Genomic DNA, 25,427 nt, shown 5'->3' with positions numbered 1-25,427 from the left:
ACTCCAACACCTCCAACTCCAACACCTCCAACTCCAACACCTCCAACTCCAACACCTCCAACTCCAACACCTCCAACTCCAACACCTCCAACCCCAACACCTCCAACTCCAACACCTCCAACTCCAACACCTCCAATACCTCCAACACCTCCAATACCTCCAACACCTCCAACCCCAACCCCAACACCAACACCTCCAACACCAACCCCAACACCTGCTGGAATTACCGTTAATCCTGTAAGTGGATTAATCACCACAGAATCAGGGGGAACAGCAACATTTGATGTCACACTCAACAGCCAACCTACTGCTGATGTCAAAATAGATTTAGAAAGTTCCAATACAGCAGAAGGAACAGTTTTACCTGTATCGCTGACTTTCAATCCGGGTAACTGGAATGCAGCGCAAACGGTGACGGTAACAGGTGTTAACGACAATGTTGCTGACGGCAATAAACCTTACACGATTGTTACTGCCCCTGCTGTTAGTACGGACAACAATTATAGCGGCTTAAATGCAGCCGATGTCGCTGTTACCAATAATATCCCAGCCAGAGACTTAGCTGAAAACACTGCAAGTACAGCCAAGGAAATCAATGCAGCTTCTAGTTTCAGAAATTACCCCGATGCAGTCAGCACTAACGATCCCGATTACTACGAATTCACTTTAGGTGCTCAAAATGACTTCAATTTGTCAGTCAACGGAGTCAATCAAGATGTCAAAATAGAATTGCTTGACAGCAGTCAAAATGTCATTTCAACTGCACAAGATTCTGGCATTGCATCAAAGTCAATTAACCGCGTTTTGGAACACGGCACTTACAAGGTGCGAGTTTCTTCAGTTAATAGTGTAGAAACTCCCTACAATTTAAACTTGTCTGTTATACCTCGTCTTCAAGGTGTCACAACCACAGGATATGAAGGCCCGGCCTTCACAGCTTCGCAGCCAGTTGCAAGTCCCCAAAACAATTCTGGAAGCAGCAACAATCTAATCAATAACAATCTATCAAGTACCCGGTTCGAGAACTCTTTCATATCTTCAGTGCTTTCTAGTCGTATTGGTGGCAACAACAATGACCTAGAATATTTTGGTAGTTTTGACGCCAGCGGCAACGACCCCTATCCCGAGCATAAGCGCGATGCAAGTGTATCCAGTAAACTGATCAATCTGGATAAATTCCGCGCCGCACCGCGTTTTTCCGGTATTGACGGCAGCGGTTTCTCTGTAGCGATATTAGATACTGGCATCAACTTAGATCACCAATTCTTTGGCCCTGATACTGACTCTAACGGCATCGCCGATCGCATCGTTTATAACTACGATTTTGCCGACGGCGACGCAGATGCAAGCGACCAAGACGGACATGGATCGAACATTGCTAGCATTATTGCCTCCCAAGACCCAACCTATACAGGGATGGCACCTGGGGCTAATATTATCGACCTCAAGGTGAGAAAGGATCCTCCAGCTAATGTAGGAGACGAAATTAATAAGTTTCCGTTTGTAGAACAAGCTTTGCAGTGGGTATTGGAAAATGCAGACGCTCAAAACATTGCCAGCGTTAATATGGCATTCGGCAGCGGTGAAAGTTATTCCAGCGCTATTTCACTCTACGGAATTGGAGATGAACTGGCAGCATTGGCTGCAAAGAATATCATTGTTGTCTCTTCATCAGGAAACCGTTACTACGAGTACCAGAATAATCCAGGTGTCAACTACCCTTCAGCCGATCCCAATTCCCTATCTGTCAGCGCGGTATATAACTCCAACATTGGTAGTTTTCAGTATGGAAATTATTTTGGCGATGCGATCGCAAATACCACTGCTGCCGATCGCATAGCTCCATTTTCTCAGCGTAACGGGGCATTAACCACAGTGTTTGCTCCGGGGGCACCCATCACCGGGGCTGGGGCTGGCCTACCTGGCGAGTTCACAACCCCCTCTGGCGCTCCCATAAACATTTATCACGGTAGCAGTCAAGCTACAGCCCACATTGGGGGCATTGCAGTGTTAGCCCAACAGTTAGCACAGCAAGAATTAGGCCGCCGACTGACACCAACCGAGTTCGCCAATCTTTTGAAAGCAACCGGTGTCACTATCAATGACGGCGACGACGAAGACGACAATGTTACCTATACCAATTTTGATTACAAGCGCGTCGATGTGATGGCTTTGGCCCAAGCTATTATCGGCAATCGCCCCCCACAAGAGAAAATTCACCTGGGCTCCCGGTACACTGCTCTCAATGTAGACGTTCCTAACGTCTACACGGACCCGGATGGCGACCTACTCACCTACACGCTAACCCAGACTGACGACAGCTCATTACAGAGCAATCCGAACAGCAGTTGGCTTGGATTGTCGTTTAACTCTGCCGCAAACACCATCCAGTTCACCGGAACTCCCCCAAGCAACTGGGGAAACTTCTACGCTAAGTTAACAGCAACAGACCCTGATGGTGCGTGTGCCAGCCAGATCATCCACATAGTGAACAGAGGAGATGGCTGGGTCATCGACGGTTACATTTCTGGGGCGACAGTCTTCCTAGATGCCAACAAAAACGGCATCAAAGATACCAACGAACCATCCACCATTACCGATGCAAGCGGTAAATATAATCTCAATATTGCCTTCGAGACTTTCGACACCAACAAAAACGGAGAAATCGACCCATCAGAAGGTAATTTAGTTGCTACTGGAGGTACTGACACCGCCACTGGCTTGCCCCTAGAAACGCCAGTCACCGCACCACCAGATTCTACTGTTGTCACCCTCTTAACCAGCTTAGTCGCCGACTTAATCGATAAAGGAGTTGCACCCGAAGCAGCACAATCTCTGGTCAAATCTGCTCTGGCGATTCCCGCTGAATTTGACCTGACTAGCTTCGACCCCATAGAAGCCACCAACAACAATGTACCGGGCGGTGTCCAAGTCTTAGCAGAAATGGTGAAAGTCCAAAACTTCATCACTCAAACTAGCGCTTTGATCGACGGTGCTTCCAGCGCAGCCAATACCGATATTGTCAAGGCTGTTGTCAGTGCAATTACGACTTCAATTCAATCGGGTACAGTTTTAAACCTGAGTTCTTCAGCAGCTTTAGAACCAATAATTCAGCAAGCAACAACTCAAATTCAGCAAATTGACTCGAATTTCAACAGTCAACAAGTCACCCAAATTATCTCGCAAGTTGCGACTGTAATGGCAACAGCCAATCAGCGCATTGATGCCGCTGTCTCCAACCCAACAGGAACATCCATTCCTGAAGCAGTAGCCCGCGTCCAACAAGTAACTTTGGGCGCAACAACTCAAGACTTCAAAGCAGTCGGTGCGGGAACTAAGACAATTTCCCAGGTAGTTACTGAGAATACTGGTGCTGCTTTAGATACCAAAATTCAAGCTGTGATATTACCTGCTGGGATTGCGACTCCTGTTGTCACCGGCGATGCAGATTTGGGCAGCAATTCCCCCGATCGAATTCTCGGTACGAATGGCGACGATATCCTGACTGGCGACAGCGCGAATAATGTTTTGATGGGCATGAGGGGCAATGATTCCCTCGACGGCGGGGTGGGGAATGACACTCTTTTCGGCGGCAAGGCGAACGATACTTTACTCGGAAGTAGCGGTGATGATGCCTTGTTTGGCAATCGCGGTGCTGACATTTTGAACGGCGACGATGGCAGCGATATTCTGCTGGGAGGTAACGGTGATGATTTGCTGACTGGCGGCTTGGGAAGTGATAGTTTGACGGGAGGTGATGGCAATGATAAATTCTTGCTATCTAGCAATTCTGGTATCGATATTATCTTGGATTTTGAAGATGGTAAAGATTTGCTTTCTCTAGGCAACAATCTTACTTTCTCCCAACTGTCCTTTACTCAAGAAAACAGTACAACTTTCATCCGTTCCTCAGTAAACGGAGAAATTTTAGCTGCTCTCAATGGGGTGAGTGCCAGTCTCATTAATGTCGCAGATTTTGGCTCTATCTAATAGCAAGGAGTCGCACATAACCGTAGTTATGTGCGACTCTCCGAGATTGGGGCTAATACTTTAGATGCAGAAAGTAGATCTACTTACCAGCAATCGTTAAAAATTCCACTCAATCTCCGGGATAAGGCCAGACTGGGGCGCAGACATATTCAGTAAAACTATATCTATATTGCCACTGTGTTCACAAATAAAGATGGCTATAGTTATACTTACTGATTTTGGCTTGGCAATTAAGTGGGATTCAATACCCGCTCAATTGCCGCTCAATACCCTCTTGCTGCTAAATGCAAAGCGGGTTATGGCGAAGAATTCTCGGAGGAATTATGATGAACCTAAATTTAGATACTATTTTCTCATCGCTGATGAACCCTGCCCTGAACGAGTTTCAGGCTTGGGTTTTGCAAAACCCGGAAGAAACTCTCAGCAAAACCATGCTACCCGCGATCGCCCTGATTGAGGGTTTGATTGCCAACGAACCCACCTATTTGCAGATAAAACGGCTGGCTTTCGGAGCGAACTTTTGCTGCGCGGGGCAAGTCGTGATGGGAGAGTTTGCAACGCTGGAAAAAGCACTCACATCGCCCCAGGCGCGCGGCTGGCGGCTGGGTACATCTGTACTTGATGCCGATCGCGCGCCCAACCAAGATGTCGGCGGCAGAAACCTTTTCCTGCTGTCTTTGTCCGATCGCGCCACTGATGGTAGCAGCAACCACGCAGCATTCCGAAGCTGTATGCAGAAATATCTATTCAACAGTGCGACAACGGATCGCCAAGGGGACGAAATCGCCCGACGGTTGCTGCTGAGGCTAGCTGCAGATTATGCCGAGATGTCGCACGGTGCGGGGGGAGCGTTTTTTACCGATGTCAAGCGGGGTTGGATGGGATTTTTAGTCCGATACCTGCACTACGTCATCTTTGGGATTAATCCAGACGATTCAGAGTCGATCGAACTTCTCACCGAATTGCATTACACCCGCCAAAGCCCGCTGCACTACTTCGCAGTCATCGGGAACCTGCTGCAAAGCCTGAACCTCTTTGGACACGGGGATTTGTCCACTCTAATCGAGCGTGCAGCGACTATCTATGAAAATTCCCCAGCCTTAGCCGACTTCGAGGAGAGCTCGGAAAACAACGGCATGACTAAGCGGGAATTGGCAAAGCTGATGACATCGATTATGGGGATAGCGGGACTGCAAGGCCCCCTGCACCTAGGTTACACGGCAATGGGATACCGCCCTCTCCCCGCCTATAAAGGACAGCAGACGGCCGAAATTAACCCGACTGATTTTTGGGATCGGCTCGATTTGGACGATCGCCAGTCGATCGAGCTGTTCCTCCTGGAATGCGCCCGCCTCTGGGCCCCCGTCAGCGCCACGCACCGAGTCGCGACAGAGCCTTTCACCGCAACGGTAGCGGGCAAAGAGCGCACTTTCCCCGCCGGAACCAAGGTACTGATACCGCTCAGTTTGGGGCTGCTAGACGAGGGTTTCTGGGGCTCTACGGTATACGAATTCAATGCTAAGCGCGAGAATCTGTGCCCTTTTCATATGGGTTTTCATTCGGTGGGCGATCGGAGTGCGGGACGGATTTGCCCAGCTAAAGACATAGCACTCAAGATGCTGGTGGATGTCGTGAGTACGGTAGGCAAAGTGCGACGAGCTTCTGAGCCGAATTTGCGGCGGTAATTAATCCAAAAGCTCGCATCAGATAGCGGTTGAAACTGAGATCTTACACAATTCTCAAGAACAGGCAAGATTCCTGTTCCACAAGAAATCAAGTTTCTTGTGGGGTGTCCCGCCCGCCCTTGAAAAACTTATTGGCAATGGTGCAAGATCTCAGTTGAAACCGCACGCCACACAAACTATCGATCGATCGACTAAGAAATGCAGGGGGTATCTAATAGGAAACCAAAACACAACTATTTTGAGGATAAATAATACCATGTTAATCGAACAAAAGCAACTAAAAGACATCGCGAATTGGATGAAAGTAGAACATCCAGCCGAGTTACCTGAAGTCCTGCAAGGTATCTTTTTTATGGACGGGAATGTTTTACCAGACCATTGTCTGACGATGCACAGTTCAGACTGGAATGCTGACCAACTGACGTTATTGCTGCGCGTTTTTGACCCTGTTATCTGGACATTTCATTCATCAATGGCGGGACGGATGTTACTTTATTTAGTTAAATTTTCTCGTTTCAGCTACTTGTTCCGATTCTCGGATGCAACTTTGCAGCACGGACACATTACGCCGATAGTGTTTGGATGGTCTGTGCCGCAGTGGCTTGTAGATTTTTTGATCGATCGAGATCCGAACACTCCGAATGGAGATATCTGGCATCGCACAAACTCGTTTTTCGGCAGACCTGCTGAGAGCGGATATATACTTCGCAGGGTTGTAGACAAAGATGGGAACTACACATCAGCGTTTCCAGATATGCTGTCTAAAGTGGAGAGTGATTGTTTAATCATTGCCCAAGAGTGAAAATATTTAGGGAAACTACAAAACCCGCTTAATTAGGCGGGTTTTGTCGATCGAAGTGGCGGGAATAGTCGCCTTCATGGCATCATAGAAACTTGTCCCTCACATCATTGAAATCGATGACCCCTCAAAACTCCCCTGTTTCCCCCGTCACTTGGAAAGAAGACCGAGTTCTGCTAATTGACCAAAATCGGCTACCGAAAGAATACGGTGTAGTCGAAATTAGCCGCTGCGAAGATATGGCTGAGGCGATTAAAACTATGATAGTCCGAGGAGCTCCGGCGATCGGGGTAGCAGCAGCTTACGGGATGTATTTGGGGGCGCGAGAAATCGAAACGGGCGATCGTACCGAGTTTTTTACTAAACTAGAACAAGTTGGCGAGTTATTGCGATCGACTCGTCCCACTGCAGTTAATTTGTTTTGGGCAATATCGCGAATGCTCAAAACTGCCGAGAGAACTAGCGGTTCTGTCGAACAAGTGCAACAAACTTTGTTAGAAATGGCCAAAACCATTCAAGCAGAAGACTTGCAAACTTGTAAAGATATCGGCGACAAAGGTTTAGAAGTTCTGCCAGCTACACCCGAAAAATTGAACTTACTAACTCACTGTAATGCCGGTGCATTAGCAACAGCAGGTTACGGTACTGCTTTAGGTGTATTTCGTTCTGCTTGGCGAGAAGGAAGACTCGGAAGAGTTTTTGCAGACGAAACTCGGCCCCGTCTCCAAGGTGCAAAACTGACCACTTGGGAATGCGTCCAAGAAGGAATTCCCGTCACATTAATAGCCGACAATATGGCCGCTCACTGCATGAAACTCGGCATGATTCACGCCGTAGTTGTGGGTGCAGACAGAATCGCTGCTAACGGCGACGCGGCCAATAAAATTGGCACTTACAGTTTAGCAATTGTTGCCAAAGCTCACAATGTCCCGTTTTTTGTCGCCGCCCCTCTGTCAACAATTGATTTTGAACTTTCCGATGGGAGCAAAATCCCCATTGAAGAACGCGATCCAGTTGAAATGTATCAAGTTGGAACTACGCGAATTTGTCCTGTGGGAGTAGAATTTTACAATCCCGCTTTTGACGTAACTCCGGCGGAATTAATATCGGGAATAATCACAGAACACGGCACGGTTGCTCCTTGGGCCTTGCAACAGTTTCAGGCAAAACAATTAGTTTAATTATATGTTTCTCAACTGCTCATTCCACATGGTTTCTGTGAAATTAAGCAGGATTTATAGCAGCAGCAACTGGCAGATCAAAGTTGCGATCGCATCTCTAACTCTGCCATTTGTTTTCAGTCCAGTCTCGGAAGCTCAAGTTTCACAAACGCTTAAACCTAAAGAATCACAAGCGAAAAATTTTGTGGGTTCGATGAATAAAGCTCAGCAAGTTTACTATGCTGAAAAAGCAGGTTTTACAAGTTCTGTTTCCAATCTATTGGTTTATATGGGTTTCCAAATTAAACCTGCCGCAGCAAATTATAGCTACTCGATCGGCATGATGAAAAAAGGTGCTGTATTTAACTACGGAGTATCGAAGCAAGCTAATCTCAAAAGTTTTGTAGGGGGAGTCTTTTTGGTGGGAAACAAGACCCAAACAATCTTGTGTCTAAATGTTGCTCCTGGCAAGACTAAACCAGCTAATCCAACTAATATCAAAGGGGTTTTAGCCTGCGGTGCTAATACAGCCCAAGTTACTCAATAAATTATGTCTAATTTACTGGGTAATTTAGAAAATAACTGGATAGTAAATGCAGATTTAGCTAAGCAATTGCTGGAACAAGAAGCTACTTTACTAGATGCTCGCGCACCTATTTTAAAGTGGTTTTGTCGTCTCCCGCCAGCTATTGCCGTAACTTGGCAGGAATTTTCTCAATCGCACTTTCCCCACAAAGGAAAAATTATCGAAAATAACACTGTTTTAACTCAAAAACTGCAAGCAATTGGTATTTGTCAAGACAAACCTGTGATAGTGGTTGCCGATTCCGTGAAAGGGTGGGGCGAAGACGGGCGAATTGTCTGGATGCTGCGGACTTTGGGACAGGAAAAAGCTGTTTTTGTAGATGGAGGATATCGGGCTTTAATCAAAGCTGGAATTTCTCAAGTAAAAAGTCCAAACAATCCACCGCAAACAGGAGATTTTGTAATATCTCGCCCCTCGAATTGGGAAATTAAACAGGATGATTTAAAAGCTATTTTAGGCAATGATAATTTAGTCATTATCGACGCCAGAGAGCCACGAGAATATGCAGGTAAAACGCCTTACGGAGAAAAGCGGGGCGGCCACATTCCCGGTGCGGTTCACCTCTATTACAAACAGTTAATGGACAAACAGGGAAAAATGCTGGATCGGGGGGAAATTGTCGCTATTTTGCAGCAAAAAGGAGTTTCGCAGTCCACTCAAATTGTGAGTTATTGCTCCGGGGGAATTCGCTCTGCATGGTTGACTTGTGTCTTGACAAATGTGGGATTTAATGCTAAGAATTATGCAGGTTCAATGTGGGAATGGTCGGCGTCGCCAGCAGATAGCTATCCCCTGACAAAAAATTAAAACTAGCAATTAGAAATTAGTCGTAGGGTATGTCAGTCGTAGGGTGCGTCAGAAGAGAGTCTCTCAATTACCGATAAAAGAAACCTAGCTGACGCACCTTACTAAGCCAATTAGTCGTAGGGTGCGTCAGAAGAGAGTCTCTGAATTATCGACAAAAGAACCCTAGCTGACGCACCCTACTGAAGCCAAAACCCCAATGATTCTAATGGGAATTTAACCTTGACAAACGGGCGAGTTTCAGGTTGAGATTCTCAACCGACTTGTTCGATATACTGAGCGAGATCGTCACGCAGGCGGCTGAGTTCGGCTTCGGTGGTCACGCGCACACGATCGTCCCGAACCGTAATCAGCACTTTCGCAGCAAAAGGAGTTGGCCAGATATTCGGGTTGCAGAAAACTTCCAAAAATACATCTCCTGCATACCGATATTCCATCGGTTTTTGGGGAGAAGCTTTAGCGCCAGCGGTTTTGGCTGCTACAGCTTTCAAGCTTTCCATCAAAGCTGCAATCTCGCTTTGCAAATCCCGCGCGGCTTGCGGGGAAAAGCTAAAGGAGACAGAACCTTCGACTAAATTCAGTGTCAGCGGAGAAAGAGACATGGGCAATGAAATTTAACATACAATAGTTAATGATAAAATATACAATAACCTAAAAGAAGTACCTGCAAGCAAAATTGGGCAGCGAAACTGCTATTAATTAAAATTTGTCTCAAGAAGCTAGGCTAAATTAATGAATATAAATCTAGTTGCCAGCTAGATTCAGCAATACTTTTAACCTTTTAGGACTTGATAAGCTTTAAACTAGAAACCAGAAAACTTGACGGCAGATAGAGGAGATTTTATGGTTGCCGATAACCGTTCCGAAGTCCGCAAGGTTTTAATAATTACCTTATTGCTAAATTTGCTGGTGATGGCAATTAAAGCAGCCGTGGGATGGCTGACTGGTTCCCTCAGTTTGCTGGCAGATGCTTTGCACAGCGTCACGGACAGCGCTAATAATATTTTAGGATTGGTAACTAATCATTATGCCAATCCGCAGCCCGATCGCGATCATCCCTACGGACACCAAAAATTTGATGCTCTCGGAGCTCTGGGAATTGCTGCTTTTCTGGGAATTGCCTGTTTTGAAATTCTCAGCGGTGCTGTCGAAAGGCTGATTAACGGGGGTAAAGTTGTCAAAATATCGCCAAATGAACTGTGGATTTTGTTGATTGTACTGGGAATTAATATTTTTGTCACTTTTTACGAGCGCAGGGTGGGAAAACGTCTCGGTAGCGCGATTTTAGTGGCTGACGCTCAGCACACGATGAGCGATGTTTGGGTGACAATTATGGTCATCGGCGGGTTGATTGGTGTTTGGCAAGGGCAGGTTTGGAATATACCTCAACTGCAATTTCTGGATGTGTTTTTGTCTTTTCCTGTGGCTGTTTTGGTATTTAGCAGCGGTTGGAAGGTTTTAAGGGAAAATCTGCCTTGGTTGGTGGATGAAATGGCGATCGCACCGGAAGTTATTCACGCGATCGCGATCGATGTACCGGGGGTTGTCAACTGTCACTCGATCGCCTCCCGTGGCGTTGTAGGGCGTCAAGTATTTATTGATATGCACATGATTGTGGATGCTGTCGATGTAGAAACAGCTCACCGGATTACAGAAGAAGTAGAAGCCCGTTTGGAAGAACGTTTCAGCCCTGTACGCATCTTAATTCACGTTGAGCCGCCGGCTTACCATTCCGACCAAATTAGCTACGATTCTGAAAAATGAAGGCACAACCAGTGATTTTGACACGGAGATACGGATTAATTCAAGAATCGGGAAAGTATTTTTACTTACCGCAATTCCTCCAATTTTTTAAATCCTATCAATCGGGTTAGAGCGATCGCACTTAATTTAGTAGCAGTTTTCCACAGGAAAAAGGGGTTTTTCCACAGAAATCGGCAAGTTTTCCACAATAGCTTTGATAATTATCGAGCAAAAGACTATTGGTACAAGTTCCGAGTTTTTTGGATTTCTACGGCCATTTTCGGTCGCAAGTCCCAAGGTAGCAGAATTTCGACTTCTGAACCCAAAGCGCCCAACCACCTCCGGGTCAATTGTTGATCTATTGGCTATGGAAGGTTCGGGTAAATTGAAAAAGGGGGAAACTGCTAGGGTTCGTGGTCTGCCCATAGGTCGTGCGGAAGTCACGAATGCCGTCGGCGGTAAGTTCACCCATCTAACTTTGGTAAGTTTCATCCCATAACCAAGTCTAAATCACCAACCGCATCAGCCCCGGATCAATGACCTCCCGTTAGTCTAAAATCTCCTGATTTGTTTTTGGGCTATATTAGGCATATATTCCGCATTTATCTATAAAATAGTACATAGACACCTCTAATTATTCAGGTTGAGCTATGGATGATGCGTACAATATCCGAGAGGCTAGAAAGGGGTTTGGTAGGATGCAGAAACTCATTCTTCAATCGCTATATTTATCCTCTGAACCCATAAAAAAATTTACTTCTGTCAAAAGGACATTACTCAATCTTCAGGATAGAGGTCTTGTTCAATTAAAAGATGAGCGGGTTTCTCTAACCGATTTGGGGCAGGCTATTTGTCAAATTTGGCAAGGGCAGAATGATGATGGAGGAGTAGATTTTTCGCCAGAAGCAGAAAGTGAAAGCAAAAAAAAATTATCTAAATTAACTAAAATCAGAGAGGCGAAACTTCAGAAGAGTAATCAGTTCTTAGAGCTTTATAAACAAGGGTTTAGCTATCAGGATATAGGCGATCAGCATGGATTAAGTAGAGAAAGAGTTAGGCAGGTTCTTGATGTCAATCCTGCATTCCATGAATATTTGAAAGAACGTGAAAAAGAAAAAGTTGCTGAAGAAGAAGCGAAAGCCATCGCGGAACAAGAGAAAAACGAACAGTTAAAAAATAACTTTTATTTAAAGAGTTTAGCTGTCCTCTACCCAGAAAGAGTTGCAAAATTATGGGATTATGAAAAGAATGGAGATATCAAACCTGAAGATATTGCTGCTGGGAGTACCAGCAAATTTATTTGGCTTAAATGTCCTATTGATGGACACTCATGGGAAAAAAGACCTAACGATATTAAGACCAGTTGGGATAGGGGGACAAGTGGATGCCCAAAGTGTGCAGGTAGAAAAAAGAAGGCTGAAAAAAATGCTAGTTTAATAGAAGTTTATCCTGAACTGATTAGTCAATACTGGGATTACGAAAAAAATAAAGAACTGGATTTAGATCCAGTCACCCTTTCTTTAGGTAGTAATAAAAAGGCTTGGTTTAAATGCCCCCATGATGGCAATGAATGGCAGGCAATTGTTGCCTCAACAATCAAGCAACAATGGTCAAAGGGTAATGCTGGATGCCGAGTATGTAATGGTACTAATGAAAGAAAGCGAGGGGAATGGGGTCAAGCAAATCCTATTGGGATTGAATTTCCTGATGAAGTTGCTAAGTATTGGTTTTACCAAGCCAATAATGAGCTAGGAATCGATGCTATGAAATTAACAACGGGATCGAGAAAAGAAGCTTTCTTTAAATGTCCTATTGATGGGTATGAGTGGGTAGCAACAATCACTTCCATATCAAAAGGATCTTGGAAAAAAGGAAACAGTGGTTGTCCAGCTTGTAGCGGTAAAATTGCTACTGAAACTACATCATTAATTGCTCTTTATCCTGACTATGTTGATCAATATTGGGATTATGAAAAAAATAATCAACTTGGTTTAGAACCAACAGCATTGACTAAGGGATCTAGCCAAGAAGCTTGGTTTAAGTGTCCACATGATGGTTATGAATGGACAACTCAGATTAATAGTATTACGAGAGCTTCTTGGAGTCGAGGTAATAGCGGATGCGCTCGTTGTTTTGGCTGGTCTTTAGAAGCAATTCGTCAGTTTGTAGCTAGTTTAGAAGTTCATATTCCCAACCTAACTCAGGCTGAACTATATAAAATATTTGAGCAATCAGGTGTTTTAGATACAACGAATACTGACGGACTCAAGATCGTCAAAGATATTATCAAGGGTAAACTGACAGGGCAAAAACTTCGAGATTTAATTCAAGGTAAGCAAATCAAAATCTCTGAGGTTGAGACTAGCTTAGATGAGGATATAAAAGGAGATTCTGAACTAAAGATTGTTGATGAAACCTCTCAAAGTTTTGAAACAAAGGGTGATTCTCCACAACAACTTGATAAATCTAATGAACTGCCAAAAGTAAAAGTACAGAAAAGCCTAGAATTTCTAAGTAGTCAAGTTGTTGCTTCAGCAGATCAAGAGGCGATTGATTTCTTTATTGCTTCTAGGCTTAATCGGATTTGGGCAGAAGTTTTTGAGGATGAATCTGCTGTTGAAGGTGTAGAAGCATTTACCGATGAGGGTTATGGTCGTCAGGTGAGAGATCAATTTCTTGACGAATACAACCAAGCGCGGGATATGCAAATTCCGTCAGGTTGGGCATTCCGCATTAATGGCAAAATTACCCCTCCAAACTTAATGCAGAAGTTAGCGGCGGTACAGCTACGCAATCGAAAGCGGATGTTAAATCTTTCGTTGACAGGAACAGGTAAAACGATAGGTGGTATTCTTAGCAGCCGCATTATTGATTCTCATCTCACAATAATTATCTCTCCATTAGATACAATTCCAAACTGGCATGGAGAAATCAAGCACGTTTTTCCAGATAGTCGAGTAACAATAAAAAATTTCAATCCTCATTGGTTAGAGATTGAGGAGGGACATCACTACATTCTGCTGAATCATGAAATGTTCCAGCAACCCTCAACACCTGCTCACATTCGACAACTGCTAGAACGATACAAAATTGACCTCATCATTGTGGATGAGATTCATCGTTGTAAACATCGTAGTGATGATCCATCTAAACGGCGACAGATGGTTCTTGCACTGATTACGAATGCAACTGAGAACAATCCTGATCTTCATGTGCTGGGAATGAGTGCAACTCCTGTAATTAATAACCTAAAAGAAGGTAAAAGTTTAGTTGAATTAGTAACAGGTATAGAACGATCTGATTTAGGTGAAAAAGCTACGCTTAACAACTGTATGCGTTTACATCAGGCACTTGTTACTCTGGGAATTCGCTCCAGAGTCAAGCCTAAGATCAAAATCAACAGGGTTACGATTCCAGTTAATTGTACTCACTTGGTTGATGAAATGCGAGAAAAAGCTACATCTCTTCTAAAGATGGAGCAAATCCTTACCCGCGCCCGAATTCCAGCGATTTTGAAGGAACTTCAACCAAAAACAATTGTTTATACTCATTACGTTGAGGGCATTGTCGATCAGCTAAAAGAGGCGATCGAGGGAGAAGGATGGACTGTCGGTTTTCACATGGGGGGAGATAAGAGTGGCCGTAACAATTTTATTGATGGCTCTACAGACATTTTGATTGCCAGTAGTGCAATGGCTACTGGTGTCGATGGATTTCAACGAGTTTGCGATCGCCTAATTCTGAATATTCCACCCTGGACAAGTGCTGAATTAGAGCAGCTAGAAGGGCGATTGAATCGTCAGGGGCAAATTCACGATACTCTCACAATCCTCATGCCTGTAACTTATGGTGTCGATAACGGAGAACGCTGGAGTTGGGATGAGGGGCGATTAGCTCGGTTACAAAACAAACAAACAGTTGCCGATGCTGCGGTTGATGGTGTGATGCCTGAAGGACAATTAAGAACAGAATCTCAAGCATTTCGAGACTTGCGGCAGTGGTTAGAACGATTGAAAACAGGTGAACAAAAATCAATTATTCGCCCTCGAATCTTTGTTCCACTTCCAGATGTTGATCCTATAGATGTGCAGCGACGCAATTTTCAGTACGGTGATTTTAGCCGTATGAATGCCCGTTGGAATAACAGTTACAGTCACACTAACTATGAACGCTTGCAAGGCAATCCAGAAGAGTGGATGCAATATCATACCCTTTATCAAGAAGCTCGAAAAACCTGGTCAGTTACTCCTTATGAGGAGGCTATCAAGTGGCTTCAGAAGCGCTCGGATTTAGTAGTGGCTGATTTTGGTTGTGGGGAAGCACTGATAGCTAAAGCTCTTGCTGGTAAGCATATAGTTCATAGCTTTGATTTTATTGCTATAAATGATTCGGTTATTGAGTGCGATATGGCTCGTGTGCCTTTGGAGGATAGCTGTCTGGACGTTGCTATGTTTAATCTGTCACTTATGGGTTTAAACATCGCTGATTATATTCGAGAAGCCGCCCGTACACTCAAACTTGATGGACAGCTCTGGATTTATGAGGTCACTTCCCACATGAAAGATATTCAAGGGTTTATTAGGGGACTTGAACTAGCAGGTTTTAGAATAATTGAAAATACTGAAGTAGGGAAATTTCAGTATTTTAGAGCCATCAAATCAGAGGAGGTTGAACTCTCTCAAATTAGAGTACAACTCTAGTGTACCGAGCGGGCTAACAAATCGTTGTCGCGGAATTTTGAGGGCGGATTTGCAAATTTCGCTTGAGTTTCAAGCTTTATGGGGCCATACGGGCGATCGACTTTCACGAAAAAACTGCGGTAATCTAGAACCATAACAGATGCTTGCTAATATAGAAGTAGCAACTTGGTAGAGCCTATGACATTAGCAATTGCGATCGAACCCGCCCCGGAAAGAAATTGATGCTCATGACGTTGTACGACTCTGTAAAACTCGCGTCGTTTTTCACAGGAAATAACTATGCCCTTTAGCGCTTACAAAACAGTCAGTTCAGTCCTCAAAGAATTTCAGATTACCTACACGGAATCTAACTTCATAGTAGAAACAGAGTTTCATGTCTCTGACTATTTTAGAGAAGATTTAGAATTTACAATGCGAGAAGGAGTTGTTGATAATTCAGAATTTGCAATTTGCGAAAATTTAATTTACCCAGTGCTCAAAGAAGTTTGGAAGCGCTATTACAGCGGGTTTGTTTTGTGGAGCCATCAATCTCTCACCTATGACCAATATCTTTCGGGATTTCCTGAATATATTTTGGCTAAACGTTCTTCATTAGGAAAAGTGGTTTTTGAACAACCTTACTTTCTGTTAGTGGAAGCGAAACAAGATAACTTTGAAAATGGATGGGCTCAGTGTTTAGCTGAAATGATTGCGGCACAGCGACTGAATGAAAACTCAGAGCAAGAAGTATTTGGAATTGTCTCGAATGGGGGAGTATGGCAGTTTGGCAAGCTGAAGTCAAATAGTTTTACTAAAAACAAACAGTCTTACTTGATTGATGACCTAAATCGACTATTTGCCAGTATTAATTACGTATTTCAACAGTGCGAACTGCTCCTGGATGCTGAAATGCGCGATCGCAATTAAATAGTCTGTGCAGACGGACAAAAAAATCTGTCCGCCTACTCGATCGCTAACTAAAAATCACTCCCACTCGATCGTACCCGGTGGCTTAGAAGTAATATCGTAAACCACCCGATTCACCCCCTTAACCTCATTCACAATCCGATTCCTGATCAGTTCCAACAAATCGTAAGGAACCCGCGCCCAATCAGCTTTTGCTCTCATCTACTGAATACCGTGCACCACATACAAATGGAATATGCTGGATGATTAGAAATACCGATCGCAACTAAGACAACGGTACAACATGGGTGGGAGTTGTGCGAACCAGCTTTACTTTCTCAAATGTTAGAGAAGAAGGCAGGCACGACACGGATTGACACGGATACACGGATTAAGTATTGAGCGTGATTTACTTTTAAGTAGCCTGCGTCAGTTAGCATGATTTTTCCTACAAACCAACAATTTCATAACTAACGCATTTTGCAACAAATAGTGCGTCAGAATCACACTTTCTATGCTGACTAAGAATCTCCAACCTGACGCACCCTACCCATCTTATCTATCTTGAGAGTGGTGACATAATTGTGAAGTTTCGCATAATTTGTTGGCGAGGGGATTTTTTAGGACAATGTTCGATATGAAACGTTTAAAATTAAAGTCAATGCTGGTGGCGGCGATCGCGATCGCCATTTGTTTAATTGCGATCGCCAGCTACGCCCAAGCCAACAAGACTTTAACACTAGCGACTTCCCCAGACTACCCGCCCTATGAATTTAAAGATACTGCTGTTAGCGGCAACGAAATCATCGGTTTTGACATCGATATTGCCAAATATATTACTAAAAAATTAGGCTACGAACTGAAAGTAGTTGGCATGGATTTTAACGGCTTAATTCCCGCTTTGCAGGCGGGAAGAGCCGATTTTGTGATGGCTGGAATGACTCCCACAGCAGAAAGGAAAAAAAATGTTGCTTTTTCTGACCTTTACTACGAAGCTCAAAATACAATTGTCGCCAATAAAGGCAGCAATTTGACCAAAGCGGCAGATTTAGCGGGGAAAAAAGTAGGCGTTCAACTCGGAAGCATTCAGCAGGAAGCTGTGAAAAAAATGGCCGGGGTGCAACTGGCTGCTCTCAATAGGATTCCTGACATTATTCAAGAAATTAAATCGAACCGCATCGCCGCAGGAGTGATTGAGGATACTGTCGCTACGGGTTATGCCGCAGCGAACCCGGACTTGGAATTTAACACAATCCCAAATACTGAAGAAAGCGGTTCGGCGATCGCCTTTCCGAAAGGTTCGAGATTAGTTCCAGAATTCAACCGAGTCCTTCAGCAAATGAAAGCCAGCGGTCAAATTAAGGAACTAGCTACTAAGTGGTTTTCTCGACCGATTCCGCAAGAACCTGCTCAAGCAAATCAGCCTGCGGTAGCGTCCAAGTTCGGGTTAGATTTTGGCAAAATCTTGCCGAGTTTGCCTTATATTTTGTCCGGGCTTTGGGTAACGCTAACTTTTACCTTGCTGTCAGCATTTCTGGGATTTATCTGGGGAATCGTGCTGTCTCTGTTTAAGATTTCTAGCATTAAACCGCTGTTCTGGTTTGCCACTGCTTACACCTCAATTTTTCGCGGAACACCGCTAATTTTGCAGTTGACTTTAGTTTATTTTGCAACGCCGCAGCTTACGGGCTATAATATATCGGCGCTGCAAGCTGGCGTGATTACTTTTTTCCTGAATTCTGGGGCTTATATTTCCGAAACAATCCGCGCGGGAATTCAAGCCGTAGATAAAGGTCAAAAAGAAGCCGCAGAATCCCTTGGCGTTCCCTACAAACTGATGATGAGCGATATTATCTTGCCGCAAGCGTTGAAAAATATTTTGCCTGCATTGGTGAATGAAAGTATTGCTTTGCTGAAGGATTCAGCTTTAGTTTCAGTAATTGGCGTAGAAGACTTGCTGCGCCGCGCTACAATTGTGGGAGCAGAAAAGTATATTTACTTTGAACCTTTGATATTTGTCGGTGCAATTTATTATTTGATGGTGCTTAGTTTAACTTGGGGGGCCAATGTACTCGAACGCAGACTCCAAACTAGCAGTTAAGGTCGATCGCCTGTATAAATCTTTTGGCAATCTGAAGGTTTTGCGCGAGATAACTACTGAGATTCATAAAGGAGAAGTGATTGCCATTATCGGCCCTTCGGGGTGCGGCAAGTCTACTTTTTTGCGGTGTTTGAATTTACTGGAAATTCCGACTTCGGGGCACATATATATTGACGGGGTGGATATTACTCTGCCGAAGGTAGATATTCTGAAAATCCGCCAGAAAGTGGGGATGGTTTTTCAGCATTTCCACTTGTTCCCCCACATGACTGTGCTGCAAAATGTGATGTATGCCCCTGTAAAGGTGAAGCAGGTGGCTAAGGATGAGGCGCGTCTGAAGGGGTTAGAATTGCTGGAAAAAGTGGGTTTGTCAGATAAGGCCGAGATTTATCCTTCTAAGCTTTCGGGGGGACAAAAACAGCGGGTGGCGATCGCCCGCTGTTTGGCTATGGAACCGGAAATTTTGTTGATGGACGAACCGACTTCTGCACTCGATCCAGAAATGGTTAAAGAAGTGTTAGATGTAATGAAAGCTTTGACGAAAACGGGAATTACAATGGCAATTGTAACTCACGAAATGGGTTTTGCGCGGGAAGTCGCCCACCGGATTTTGTTTCTGGATGGCGGAAAGGTGGCGGAAGATGTGCCGCCGCAGGAGTTTTTTAGTCACCCGAAGTGCGATCGCGCCAAGCAATTTCTGGAAAAAATGCTTTAATCTGATATCGCATCCGCAATTAAATAGGTTTGTAGTTCGATCGCACATAATCTCACATTCTCAGCCCCGCACCCTACAATCACGACAATATTTAGTTTTAAATTCACCTTTTTTTACTGCGCTGATTTCGCTGGCGATCGAGTTTAGCTAAAAATGCACCCGAAACATCCGCCAGAATGCTGATAATCCGATACAAAGCCACGGCACTCAAAATTATACCCGTAGAAAAGCGATCGGACAGCAGGGCGATCGCCGTTGCTTCAAATACTCCCATTCCCCCCGGTGCTCCCGGTACGACTAAACCGACAACAAACGCAAAACAAAAAGCACCGAACAAGTTGGGAATATTGCTAAATTCCACCGGAGTTAAAGCCGTTACAGTTAGCAAAAAACCGCCGCCCCGCAATCCGATAAAACACATTTGTCCGATTAACGGCACTAAAGGATAGCGTTTAATTGGCAAATTAATTGGGCGCTTAGACTTGACACTCGATGTTTTTTTAGTTAGACTGGAGGTAGACTCTAAACGCAAAGTTTGTCGCTCGCCCCGATCCTCCCCAAGTTCTGAATTTTCCCCATTGTTCTTGGATAACTTCAACCGCTCTACAAATAGGACGATCGGATTTAAAATTCGGGGGTGAATCGCCGTTAAAATAGCAGCACAACCGACAATCCGCAACCACCAATTGAATTTTTCAAAACAAATCAACCCAATCAAAACGCCCGCAGAAGCCATCAGCAGCGGTTCCAGCAACACGCTGAGAGTAGCAGCTTTCGGGAAAATTCCTGCCTTTTTGGCGTCCAATATTCGACCCCAAAAATGCCAAATATTCCCCGGCAAATACTTGGCAATATTAGTTTTGAGAAAAACTTGAATCGCCCAGGCGGCAGTTACAGGTTGACGGAATTCCCGCAAAATCAACATCCACACCCAGCCGACAAAAATTAGAGAAAGTAAAGTGACGCCAAGGGCGATCGCCAGCAACGGAAAACTTTCGGCTCGAATTTGGATATTCGCGACTTCTCGCCAGTGAGTTAAAAAAGCTTTGGCAATAAATAAAAACGTCCCGCCTAAAATCAAATAGCGCAAATAAGGCTTTAAATGCGACTTCGCGATGTTGAAAAAATTTTGAATTCGATGCAAGTGTTGTTTTCCCATTTTCTGATCCCGATTTTGAATTTGGGATTAAGTTATACTGTTTGAGATTTTATATTTTAGATGGGCTAAGGCGGAATTGTGCTTGATTTACACGGCATGATATGACGGAATAAATCTGTTTAACCTGAGATGTTGCACCCTTGTCAAGAACGGGCAAGATGCCCGTTCCACAATAACTCAACATTTTTGTGGAACAGGCCGAAAAGCCTGTTCCTAAACGGGCAAGATGCCCGTTCCACAATAAATCAACATTCTTGTGGAACAGGCCGAAAAGCCTGTTCCTAAACAAGTAATTGAGAAGGGTGGAACATCTTAGTTTAACCTAACCTATGCAGACCTCTACAGACTGTGCGTAATGCCCGCATTACAGACTATTTAGGGCGTTTTTAACCACAAACTTAAATTTAAAATCTAAAATTTAGATCGATATACCTCGCTAGGAGTACATTTCTATGCCCGGCCCGAGCCCTGACGGTTTTTCCTATCTTTTAGATGATAGCCCCAATAGTTTCGCCTTGACTCCGGGCTTTGTGACTCCTTATCCTAACGGACTTTTTGCCCTCGGCGGCAACGATTTTATTGTCGGTTCGTCGGATGCCGAAATAATTAGCGGTGATAATGGTAACGATCGCATTCTCGGCGGTGGCAATTCCGATACGCTGTTAGGGGGCGCAGACAACGATGTACTTAACGGCGGTGTCAGCAGCGACTTCCTGTTTGGCGATGCCGGTAGCGATACCTTGCAGGGAGGTAAGGGAGATGACGCCCTCAACGGCGGCGACGGCAGCGACGTTTTAGTGGGCGATGGGGGTAAAGATACGCTAACAGGCGGTTTGGGCCCAGATACCTTTGTCCTCCGCAGCGACTCTGCAGTCTCCGATGCGACTGCGGCAGACGTGATTACTGACTTTAACAGTTTTGTGGATTCGATCGGACTGACTGACAATCTTACCGAAGCTGACTTGATTCTCGAAGAAATATCGATCGCCCCCGGTCTTTCCAATACATTAATTAAAATTCGCCAATCCAATGCTATTTTAGGCTTGGTAGCCAACGCATCTCCACAAGACCTCGCCAATACATTCATCTCTGCAACTACCGTATTGGGCAACCAACTGGATCAAGCTCGCGATTTAGGCGTTTTGGGTGGCACTCAAACGATCGCAGACTCGGTTAACAACGCCCGGCCAGACGGCCTTTACCGCTTTACTTTGCCTGCAAATAGCGACTTTAAATTAACTGTCAGCGGTTTGACTGCGGATGTTGATCTTGCTCTAATTAAAGATATTAACGGCGACAATTCTATTGACTTCACCGATATTATTGCTTCTTCTCAACAACCGAATTTATCGCCGGAAGCGATCGACATCAACGGTTTAGCGGCAGGAACTTACTTTATCCGAGTTTATCAATACCAAGGCAGTACAAATTTCTCCCTCAATCTGTCTGCAACTCCTGCAACTGTTTCTCCTAACAATCCGAGCAACTTGCAAGGTTTTGACTCTCGTTTTGGGTTCGGTTTGGTGAATGCAGCAGCGGCAGTTGCTAAAGCTCAAGGTACTGCAACTTTCCCTGATGTTCCCGACTTGGGTGGCGACGAGTGGGGCAGAGATTTAATTAAAGCTCCAGAGGTTTGGGCCCAGGGCTTGACTGGAGACGGAATTGTGGTGGCAGTTATTGACAGCGGAGTTGACTACAATCACCCGGATTTGACGGGGAATATTTGGAGTAATGCGGGGGAAACTGGTGTTGATGCGATCGGTCGCAATAAAGCTAGCAACGGGGTTGATGATGATAGCAATGGCTTTGTTGACGATTTCCGAGGATGGGATTTTGTCAACAACGATAATGACCCGATGGATGATAACAATCACGGCACTCATATATCGGGTTTAGTTGCTGCGAAAAAAGATGGGGTTGGGATTACTGGAACGGCTCCGACTGCGAAGATTATGCCTTTGAAAATACTCGATAGGGCAGGGGTGGGTAAAATTCGGGATGAAATTAATGCGATTAATTATGCAGTAGCAAATGGAGCAAAGATCATAAATGTGAGTTTGGGCGGCCTACAGTTGAATGCTCAAGAATTGGAGGCGATTCGAGCGGTCGAAGCTCAAGGCGCGATCGTGATTTCGGCGGCGGGAAATGATGCTCGCCCACAAGTAGATTATCCGGCTCGGTTTGCCAATGAGGTAGGAATTGCTGTCGGTGGTGTTACCCGAAATGGCTTGTTTGGGGATTATTCTAACCGGGCTGGTTCGCAGGCAATTAATTATTTTGTTGCTCCGGGCGGCGACGGTGGTAGGGCGGATTCTAGTGATGTTTATTCAACTGTGCCCCTTTCTCAACCGGGGATTCCCTATCGATATTTTGCCGGTACTTCAATGGGAGTGCCACAAGTATCCGGCGTGATAGCTTTGATGTTGCAAGCTAATCCGAGTCTGACTCCTGCTGATATTAAGAGGATTCTTGCGGAAACTGCGAATCGAGCGGTTTGAATTCATTGATAATATCATGTCCGATCGATTAACCATAATATCCCGCCCCCACACAACTAACAATCTACATCAACATTGATTTGTATTGAATGCGAAAAATGTACAAGGGGTTTACCGTGGGATAGGGGCGGGTTTTATAGATTGTTAATTAACCTAAATATTGTTGGTGAAACCCGTCCCTACAAGCCAAATTAAAAATTGGCGGCGTAAGTTAAGTCAAATTGGCGACACAGGGTGATGCAGCAGTAGGTTGGTCGATCGAATACTAACTCGTAATTCATCTGGCCGTCTATTTTGGTGATCGGCTGCTTTAAGGGGATGCCCTGAATGTCGTATTGGCGGCGTTCTAAGGCACTCCAGTCGATAATTTTAACGTCGATTTGGTTCTGCAACTCAGTTGCGATCAGATATAGGTGCATCTTGTCTTGAACTTTCCCAGTCAGGGGAACTTTTATTAACACTGACTGGGTGACGAGGGGTTTTTGGTCGTTGGGATGCTTCTGGGTGTGGCAGCTTTTGAGTTCTATATCGTAAGGTTCTACCTTGAATTTCTCTCCACTGGCGATCGCAGATGAGTGCAAATCTTTCAGGCACTTTTCTAGGTGAGGAATCAGCCCTAAGTCTGGATCACACAGCAGTTTACGAATGTTGGAGGTTTCAGTGACTGTCATTTGAGATTTTTGATCTTATTTTTTTATTCTTAACTTTTAGCTTACCACGAAAAGCAACCCTATTAAACTATACTTGCGACATACTTCCACAAATGCCGTTTAGGGTCAGTATGTCGCAGTGAATAAGACATTTATTTTTTGGCAGCAAACCCGTGTTTTTGGCCTTAATGTTTGAGATTATTTCTTGGTAATTTTCCACAGATTAAGATCGACTTTAGTGTCAGCCGGATCTATTTGATAGTTTTGTTGCTGAATTGCCGATCGCAAAGTAGAGGAAGGTCTGTATAAAAACAACTCACTGAAACCGCCGGGAATTGGTGGCGGTTGGGGTTTTTTCTTTGCCAATTCTCGATTTTTGTAGCAAGAAGTGTAACAGCGTGGTTCTATTAGCAGTTTGACTTTTGGTTCTAGGTAATAACTTAAAGGCATGATATGTGCGATATTGGCATCGCTGATAATTAGGGGATTGCTGGCTTGATTGACAGTCTCAGCTACTTCCAAGGCACGCAACCAACCGCTGCCTTTATTCCACCAAATATCTGCTTGAGAACTAACTCCACCGGATATAATACCTGCTGAAAAAACTGCAACTATAACTATTTTCCACAGTTTTTGCTGTTTTAACTTCTCCAAATAGTTACTAATTTTCGCAGACAGCAGGTAAGCCACTGCTAGCTGAACTCCCACATAACAAGGAACTAAATATCGCGGATTTGCCGATCGCCTTCCACCCTTGATTAGATCAGGTACTGCTAAAAACAAAGCAGTTGTTGCAATTAATAACAATACAATCAACCACACTCGCTTTGGTGTTTGTCGGCATAAAAAATAAAGGGCATAGCCGACTAAAGCTAGCAGGATTATGCCAACAGGAACTAGCAAGGCTAGTTGTGTGGCGTTGGCACTTCCATCAATGCCAATATCAAAAAATGCTATGGTGACGGAACCAACCCACCTGCTGACTAATCTTAAGTAATTTGTTTGTTCTGCCCATATTGTTGTGCTTCTAACTTGATTGAAGTTTTCTACAGTATTTACCAGGGAAGGCATGAAGCCACTCAATGCGATTAAGGATGCTACATAATAGGAAATGAATGTTTTCACATCGCGCCAGTTGGCAATAACTGCGACGTAGAGTGCGTGGGCAGCCGCGACGCAGACAAATAACAAGTGGGTGTACAATCCCAGTGTTGCTGTGCCTGCATAAAGCGCCCAGGAAAGAACGAGGGCGACAGCATTTTGATTTTCGTCAGAGCGCATTGCTCGCAGCAAGGCTGCACTGGATAAAATAGTAGTTAATGTCCACAAACTGTACTGTCTTGCTTCTTGGGCAAATAGGATGTGGTAGGGAGAAATTGCGAAAAGTGCGATCGCCATCCACGCTACGGCTGAAGATTCAAATAACTCCCAAGCCAGCCAATAAATTGCGGGAAATACTAGCAGGCTAATCACGGCGGCCAAACTTCTCATTGCTGCAACGGAACTGCCGAACCATTGCGCCCAATATCGCGCTAGTACATAATACAGAGGAGGGTGTTGGGGGTCTTCTGTTGCTAAAGAATTCAGGGTATCCCTTAAAGTTTTTTCGGAATTTATCTGCTGATATTTTTGTAAATCCGCAGGCGAGGTTATTTTCTGGTACGAAATTTCTTTGATTATTTCAGCTTCGGTGTAGCCAGAAACTCTCAAAGAAGTATATGTTTCGTCGATCCAGTAAAATTTGCGATCGAGATTGGCGAAGCGAAATAAAATGCCTATGACTAATACGGCGATAATTAAAAATCGCAGCCACTTGTCAAGTGAAGGGTTGTGAGAATTTAGTCGATCGCGATCTTTAGTAGATTCCATTTTATAACTAGTACAGCTCGGCGTAAATACACAGACTATTAAACAGCCAAGACTTTACCCTTATATGTCCACTTAAAAGGTTT

Annotated in this window: 16 protein-coding genes and 1 pseudogene; 12 read left to right on the top strand and 5 right to left on the bottom strand. The window is 44.5% G+C overall.

The window, feature by feature from the left end; translation table 11 throughout:
* The 6 genes from QUB11_RS26540 to QUB11_RS26515 all read left to right on the top strand — a co-directional run.
* Nucleotides 1-3,990: S8 family serine peptidase (locus QUB11_RS26540; RefSeq protein ID WP_333257623.1), on the top strand; the 3,990-nt coding region annotated here is incomplete at its 5' end.
* Between the two features lie 323 nt (nt 3,991-4,313).
* On the top strand, nt 4,314-5,675 hold the full coding sequence (locus QUB11_RS26535) for a cytochrome 450 (RefSeq protein WP_333205284.1): 1,362 nt from the start codon (nt 4,314-4,316) through the stop codon (nt 5,673-5,675).
* Between the two features lie 256 nt (nt 5,676-5,931).
* Nucleotides 5,932-6,477 (top strand): hypothetical protein, encoded by a 546-nt coding sequence (locus tag QUB11_RS26530; RefSeq protein ID WP_333205283.1) that lies wholly within the window; start codon nt 5,932-5,934, stop codon nt 6,475-6,477.
* A 116-nt stretch (nt 6,478-6,593) separates the two neighbouring features.
* Nucleotides 6,594-7,655 (top strand): S-methyl-5-thioribose-1-phosphate isomerase, encoded by a 1,062-nt coding sequence (mtnA, locus tag QUB11_RS26525; protein WP_333205282.1) that lies wholly within the window; start codon nt 6,594-6,596, stop codon nt 7,653-7,655.
* Between the two features lie 28 nt (nt 7,656-7,683).
* Nucleotides 7,684-8,181, top strand: a complete 498-nt coding sequence (locus QUB11_RS26520; RefSeq protein WP_333257626.1) for a type IV pilin-like G/H family protein — start codon at nt 7,684-7,686, stop codon at nt 8,179-8,181.
* A gap of 3 nt (nt 8,182-8,184) precedes the next feature.
* Nucleotides 8,185-9,027 carry a rhodanese-like domain-containing protein gene (locus QUB11_RS26515; protein WP_333205280.1) on the top strand — a complete coding sequence of 281 codons (843 nt, stop codon included), beginning with the start codon at nt 8,185-8,187 and terminating at the stop codon, nt 9,025-9,027.
* 251 nt (nt 9,028-9,278) lie between these two features.
* Here QUB11_RS26515 and QUB11_RS26510 read toward each other — a convergent pair whose 3' ends face one another.
* The gene (locus QUB11_RS26510) at nt 9,279-9,626 is read right to left on the bottom strand and encodes a hypothetical protein (RefSeq protein WP_015174783.1); all 348 of its coding nucleotides are present in this window, start codon (nt 9,624-9,626) and stop codon (nt 9,279-9,281) included.
* 241 nt (nt 9,627-9,867) lie between these two features.
* Between QUB11_RS26510 and QUB11_RS26505 the strand changes: the two genes are divergently transcribed.
* The 3 genes from QUB11_RS26505 to QUB11_RS26495 all read left to right on the top strand — a co-directional run bounded on the left by QUB11_RS26505 (nt 9,868) and on the right by QUB11_RS26495 (nt 16,373).
* Nucleotides 9,868-10,788 carry a cation diffusion facilitator family transporter gene (locus tag QUB11_RS26505; protein ID WP_333205279.1) on the top strand — a complete coding sequence of 307 codons (921 nt, stop codon included), beginning with the start codon at nt 9,868-9,870 and terminating at the stop codon, nt 10,786-10,788.
* Between the two features lie 629 nt (nt 10,789-11,417).
* Nucleotides 11,418-15,467, top strand: coding sequence for a zinc-ribbon domain-containing protein (locus QUB11_RS26500; protein ID WP_333205278.1), 4,050 nt, complete (start codon nt 11,418-11,420; stop codon nt 15,465-15,467).
* A gap of 279 nt (nt 15,468-15,746) precedes the next feature.
* A complete protein-coding gene (locus tag QUB11_RS26495; RefSeq protein ID WP_333205277.1) occupies nt 15,747-16,373 on the top strand; it encodes a hypothetical protein in 627 nt (208 codons plus the stop codon).
* A 57-nt stretch (nt 16,374-16,430) separates the two neighbouring features.
* Here the strand turns inward: QUB11_RS26495 and QUB11_RS26490 are convergent.
* Nucleotides 16,431-16,562: pseudogene (locus QUB11_RS26490) on the bottom strand (GMP synthase (glutamine-hydrolyzing)); the annotation flags it as partial.
* 427 nt (nt 16,563-16,989) lie between these two features.
* Here QUB11_RS26490 and QUB11_RS26485 point away from each other — a divergent pair.
* Both QUB11_RS26485 and QUB11_RS26480 read left to right on the top strand, forming a co-directional pair.
* Nucleotides 16,990-18,453 (top strand): ABC transporter substrate-binding protein/permease, encoded by a 1,464-nt coding sequence (locus QUB11_RS26485; protein ID WP_333205276.1) that lies wholly within the window; start codon nt 16,990-16,992, stop codon nt 18,451-18,453.
* A complete protein-coding gene (locus tag QUB11_RS26480; protein WP_333205275.1) occupies nt 18,419-19,168 on the top strand; it encodes an amino acid ABC transporter ATP-binding protein in 750 nt (249 codons plus the stop codon). The genes QUB11_RS26485 and QUB11_RS26480 overlap by 35 nt, the downstream gene beginning before the upstream one ends.
* Before the next feature lie 103 nt (nt 19,169-19,271).
* Here QUB11_RS26480 and QUB11_RS26475 read toward each other — a convergent pair whose 3' ends face one another.
* Complete coding sequence (locus QUB11_RS26475) at nt 19,272-20,327, bottom strand: UPF0104 family protein (RefSeq protein WP_333205274.1); 1,056 nt, start codon at nt 20,325-20,327, stop codon at nt 19,272-19,274.
* Between the two features lie 452 nt (nt 20,328-20,779).
* Between QUB11_RS26475 and QUB11_RS26470 the strand changes: the two genes are divergently transcribed.
* Complete coding sequence (locus QUB11_RS26470) at nt 20,780-22,825, top strand: S8 family serine peptidase (protein ID WP_333205273.1); 2,046 nt, start codon at nt 20,780-20,782, stop codon at nt 22,823-22,825.
* 191 nt (nt 22,826-23,016) lie between these two features.
* Here the strand turns inward: QUB11_RS26470 and QUB11_RS26465 are convergent, their stop codons facing one another.
* Nucleotides 23,017-23,496 (bottom strand): hypothetical protein, encoded by a 480-nt coding sequence (locus QUB11_RS26465; protein ID WP_333101727.1) that lies wholly within the window; start codon nt 23,494-23,496, stop codon nt 23,017-23,019.
* Nucleotides 23,497-23,673: 177 nt separating this feature from the next.
* Nucleotides 23,674-25,344, bottom strand: a complete 1,671-nt coding sequence (locus tag QUB11_RS26460) for a glycosyltransferase family 39 protein (protein ID WP_333205272.1) — start codon at nt 25,342-25,344, stop codon at nt 23,674-23,676.
* Nucleotides 25,345-25,427: the final 83 nt, after the last annotated feature.

The organism is Microcoleus sp. B6-A1 (genome assembly GCF_036705085.1).
Lineage (GTDB): Bacteria > Cyanobacteriota > Cyanobacteriia > Cyanobacteriales > Microcoleaceae > Microcoleus.
This window is presented reverse-complemented; position numbering and strand designations above follow the sequence as displayed.

What these genes read in the sequence shown, in the direction of transcription:
- QUB11_RS26530 (WP_333205283.1), top strand. Translation starts at nt 5,932, where the DNA reads ATGTTAATCGAACAAAAGCAACTAAAAGACATCGCGAATTGGATGAAA.
- QUB11_RS26485 (WP_333205276.1), top strand. Translation starts at nt 16,990, where the DNA reads ATGAAACGTTTAAAATTAAAGTCAATGCTGGTGGCGGCGATCGCGATC.
- mtnA (WP_333205282.1), top strand. Translation starts at nt 6,594, where the DNA reads ATGACCCCTCAAAACTCCCCTGTTTCCCCCGTCACTTGGAAAGAAGAC.
- QUB11_RS26515 (WP_333205280.1), top strand. Translation starts at nt 8,185, where the DNA reads ATGTCTAATTTACTGGGTAATTTAGAAAATAACTGGATAGTAAATGCA.
- QUB11_RS26495 (WP_333205277.1), top strand. Translation starts at nt 15,747, where the DNA reads ATGCCCTTTAGCGCTTACAAAACAGTCAGTTCAGTCCTCAAAGAATTT.
- QUB11_RS26475 (WP_333205274.1), bottom strand. Translation starts at nt 20,327, where the DNA reads ATGGGAAAACAACACTTGCATCGAATTCAAAATTTTTTCAACATCGCG.
- QUB11_RS26465 (WP_333101727.1), bottom strand. Translation starts at nt 23,496, where the DNA reads ATGACAGTCACTGAAACCTCCAACATTCGTAAACTGCTGTGTGATCCA.
- QUB11_RS26500 (WP_333205278.1), top strand. Translation starts at nt 11,418, where the DNA reads ATGGATGATGCGTACAATATCCGAGAGGCTAGAAAGGGGTTTGGTAGG.
- QUB11_RS26460 (WP_333205272.1), bottom strand. Translation starts at nt 25,344, where the DNA reads ATGGAATCTACTAAAGATCGCGATCGACTAAATTCTCACAACCCTTCA.
- QUB11_RS26480 (WP_333205275.1), top strand. Translation starts at nt 18,419, where the DNA reads ATGTACTCGAACGCAGACTCCAAACTAGCAGTTAAGGTCGATCGCCTG.
- QUB11_RS26505 (WP_333205279.1), top strand. Translation starts at nt 9,868, where the DNA reads ATGGTTGCCGATAACCGTTCCGAAGTCCGCAAGGTTTTAATAATTACC.
- QUB11_RS26535 (WP_333205284.1), top strand. Translation starts at nt 4,314, where the DNA reads ATGATGAACCTAAATTTAGATACTATTTTCTCATCGCTGATGAACCCT.
- QUB11_RS26510 (WP_015174783.1), bottom strand. Translation starts at nt 9,626, where the DNA reads ATGTCTCTTTCTCCGCTGACACTGAATTTAGTCGAAGGTTCTGTCTCC.
- QUB11_RS26520 (WP_333257626.1), top strand. Translation starts at nt 7,684, where the DNA reads ATGGTTTCTGTGAAATTAAGCAGGATTTATAGCAGCAGCAACTGGCAG.
- QUB11_RS26470 (WP_333205273.1), top strand. Translation starts at nt 20,780, where the DNA reads ATGCCCGGCCCGAGCCCTGACGGTTTTTCCTATCTTTTAGATGATAGC.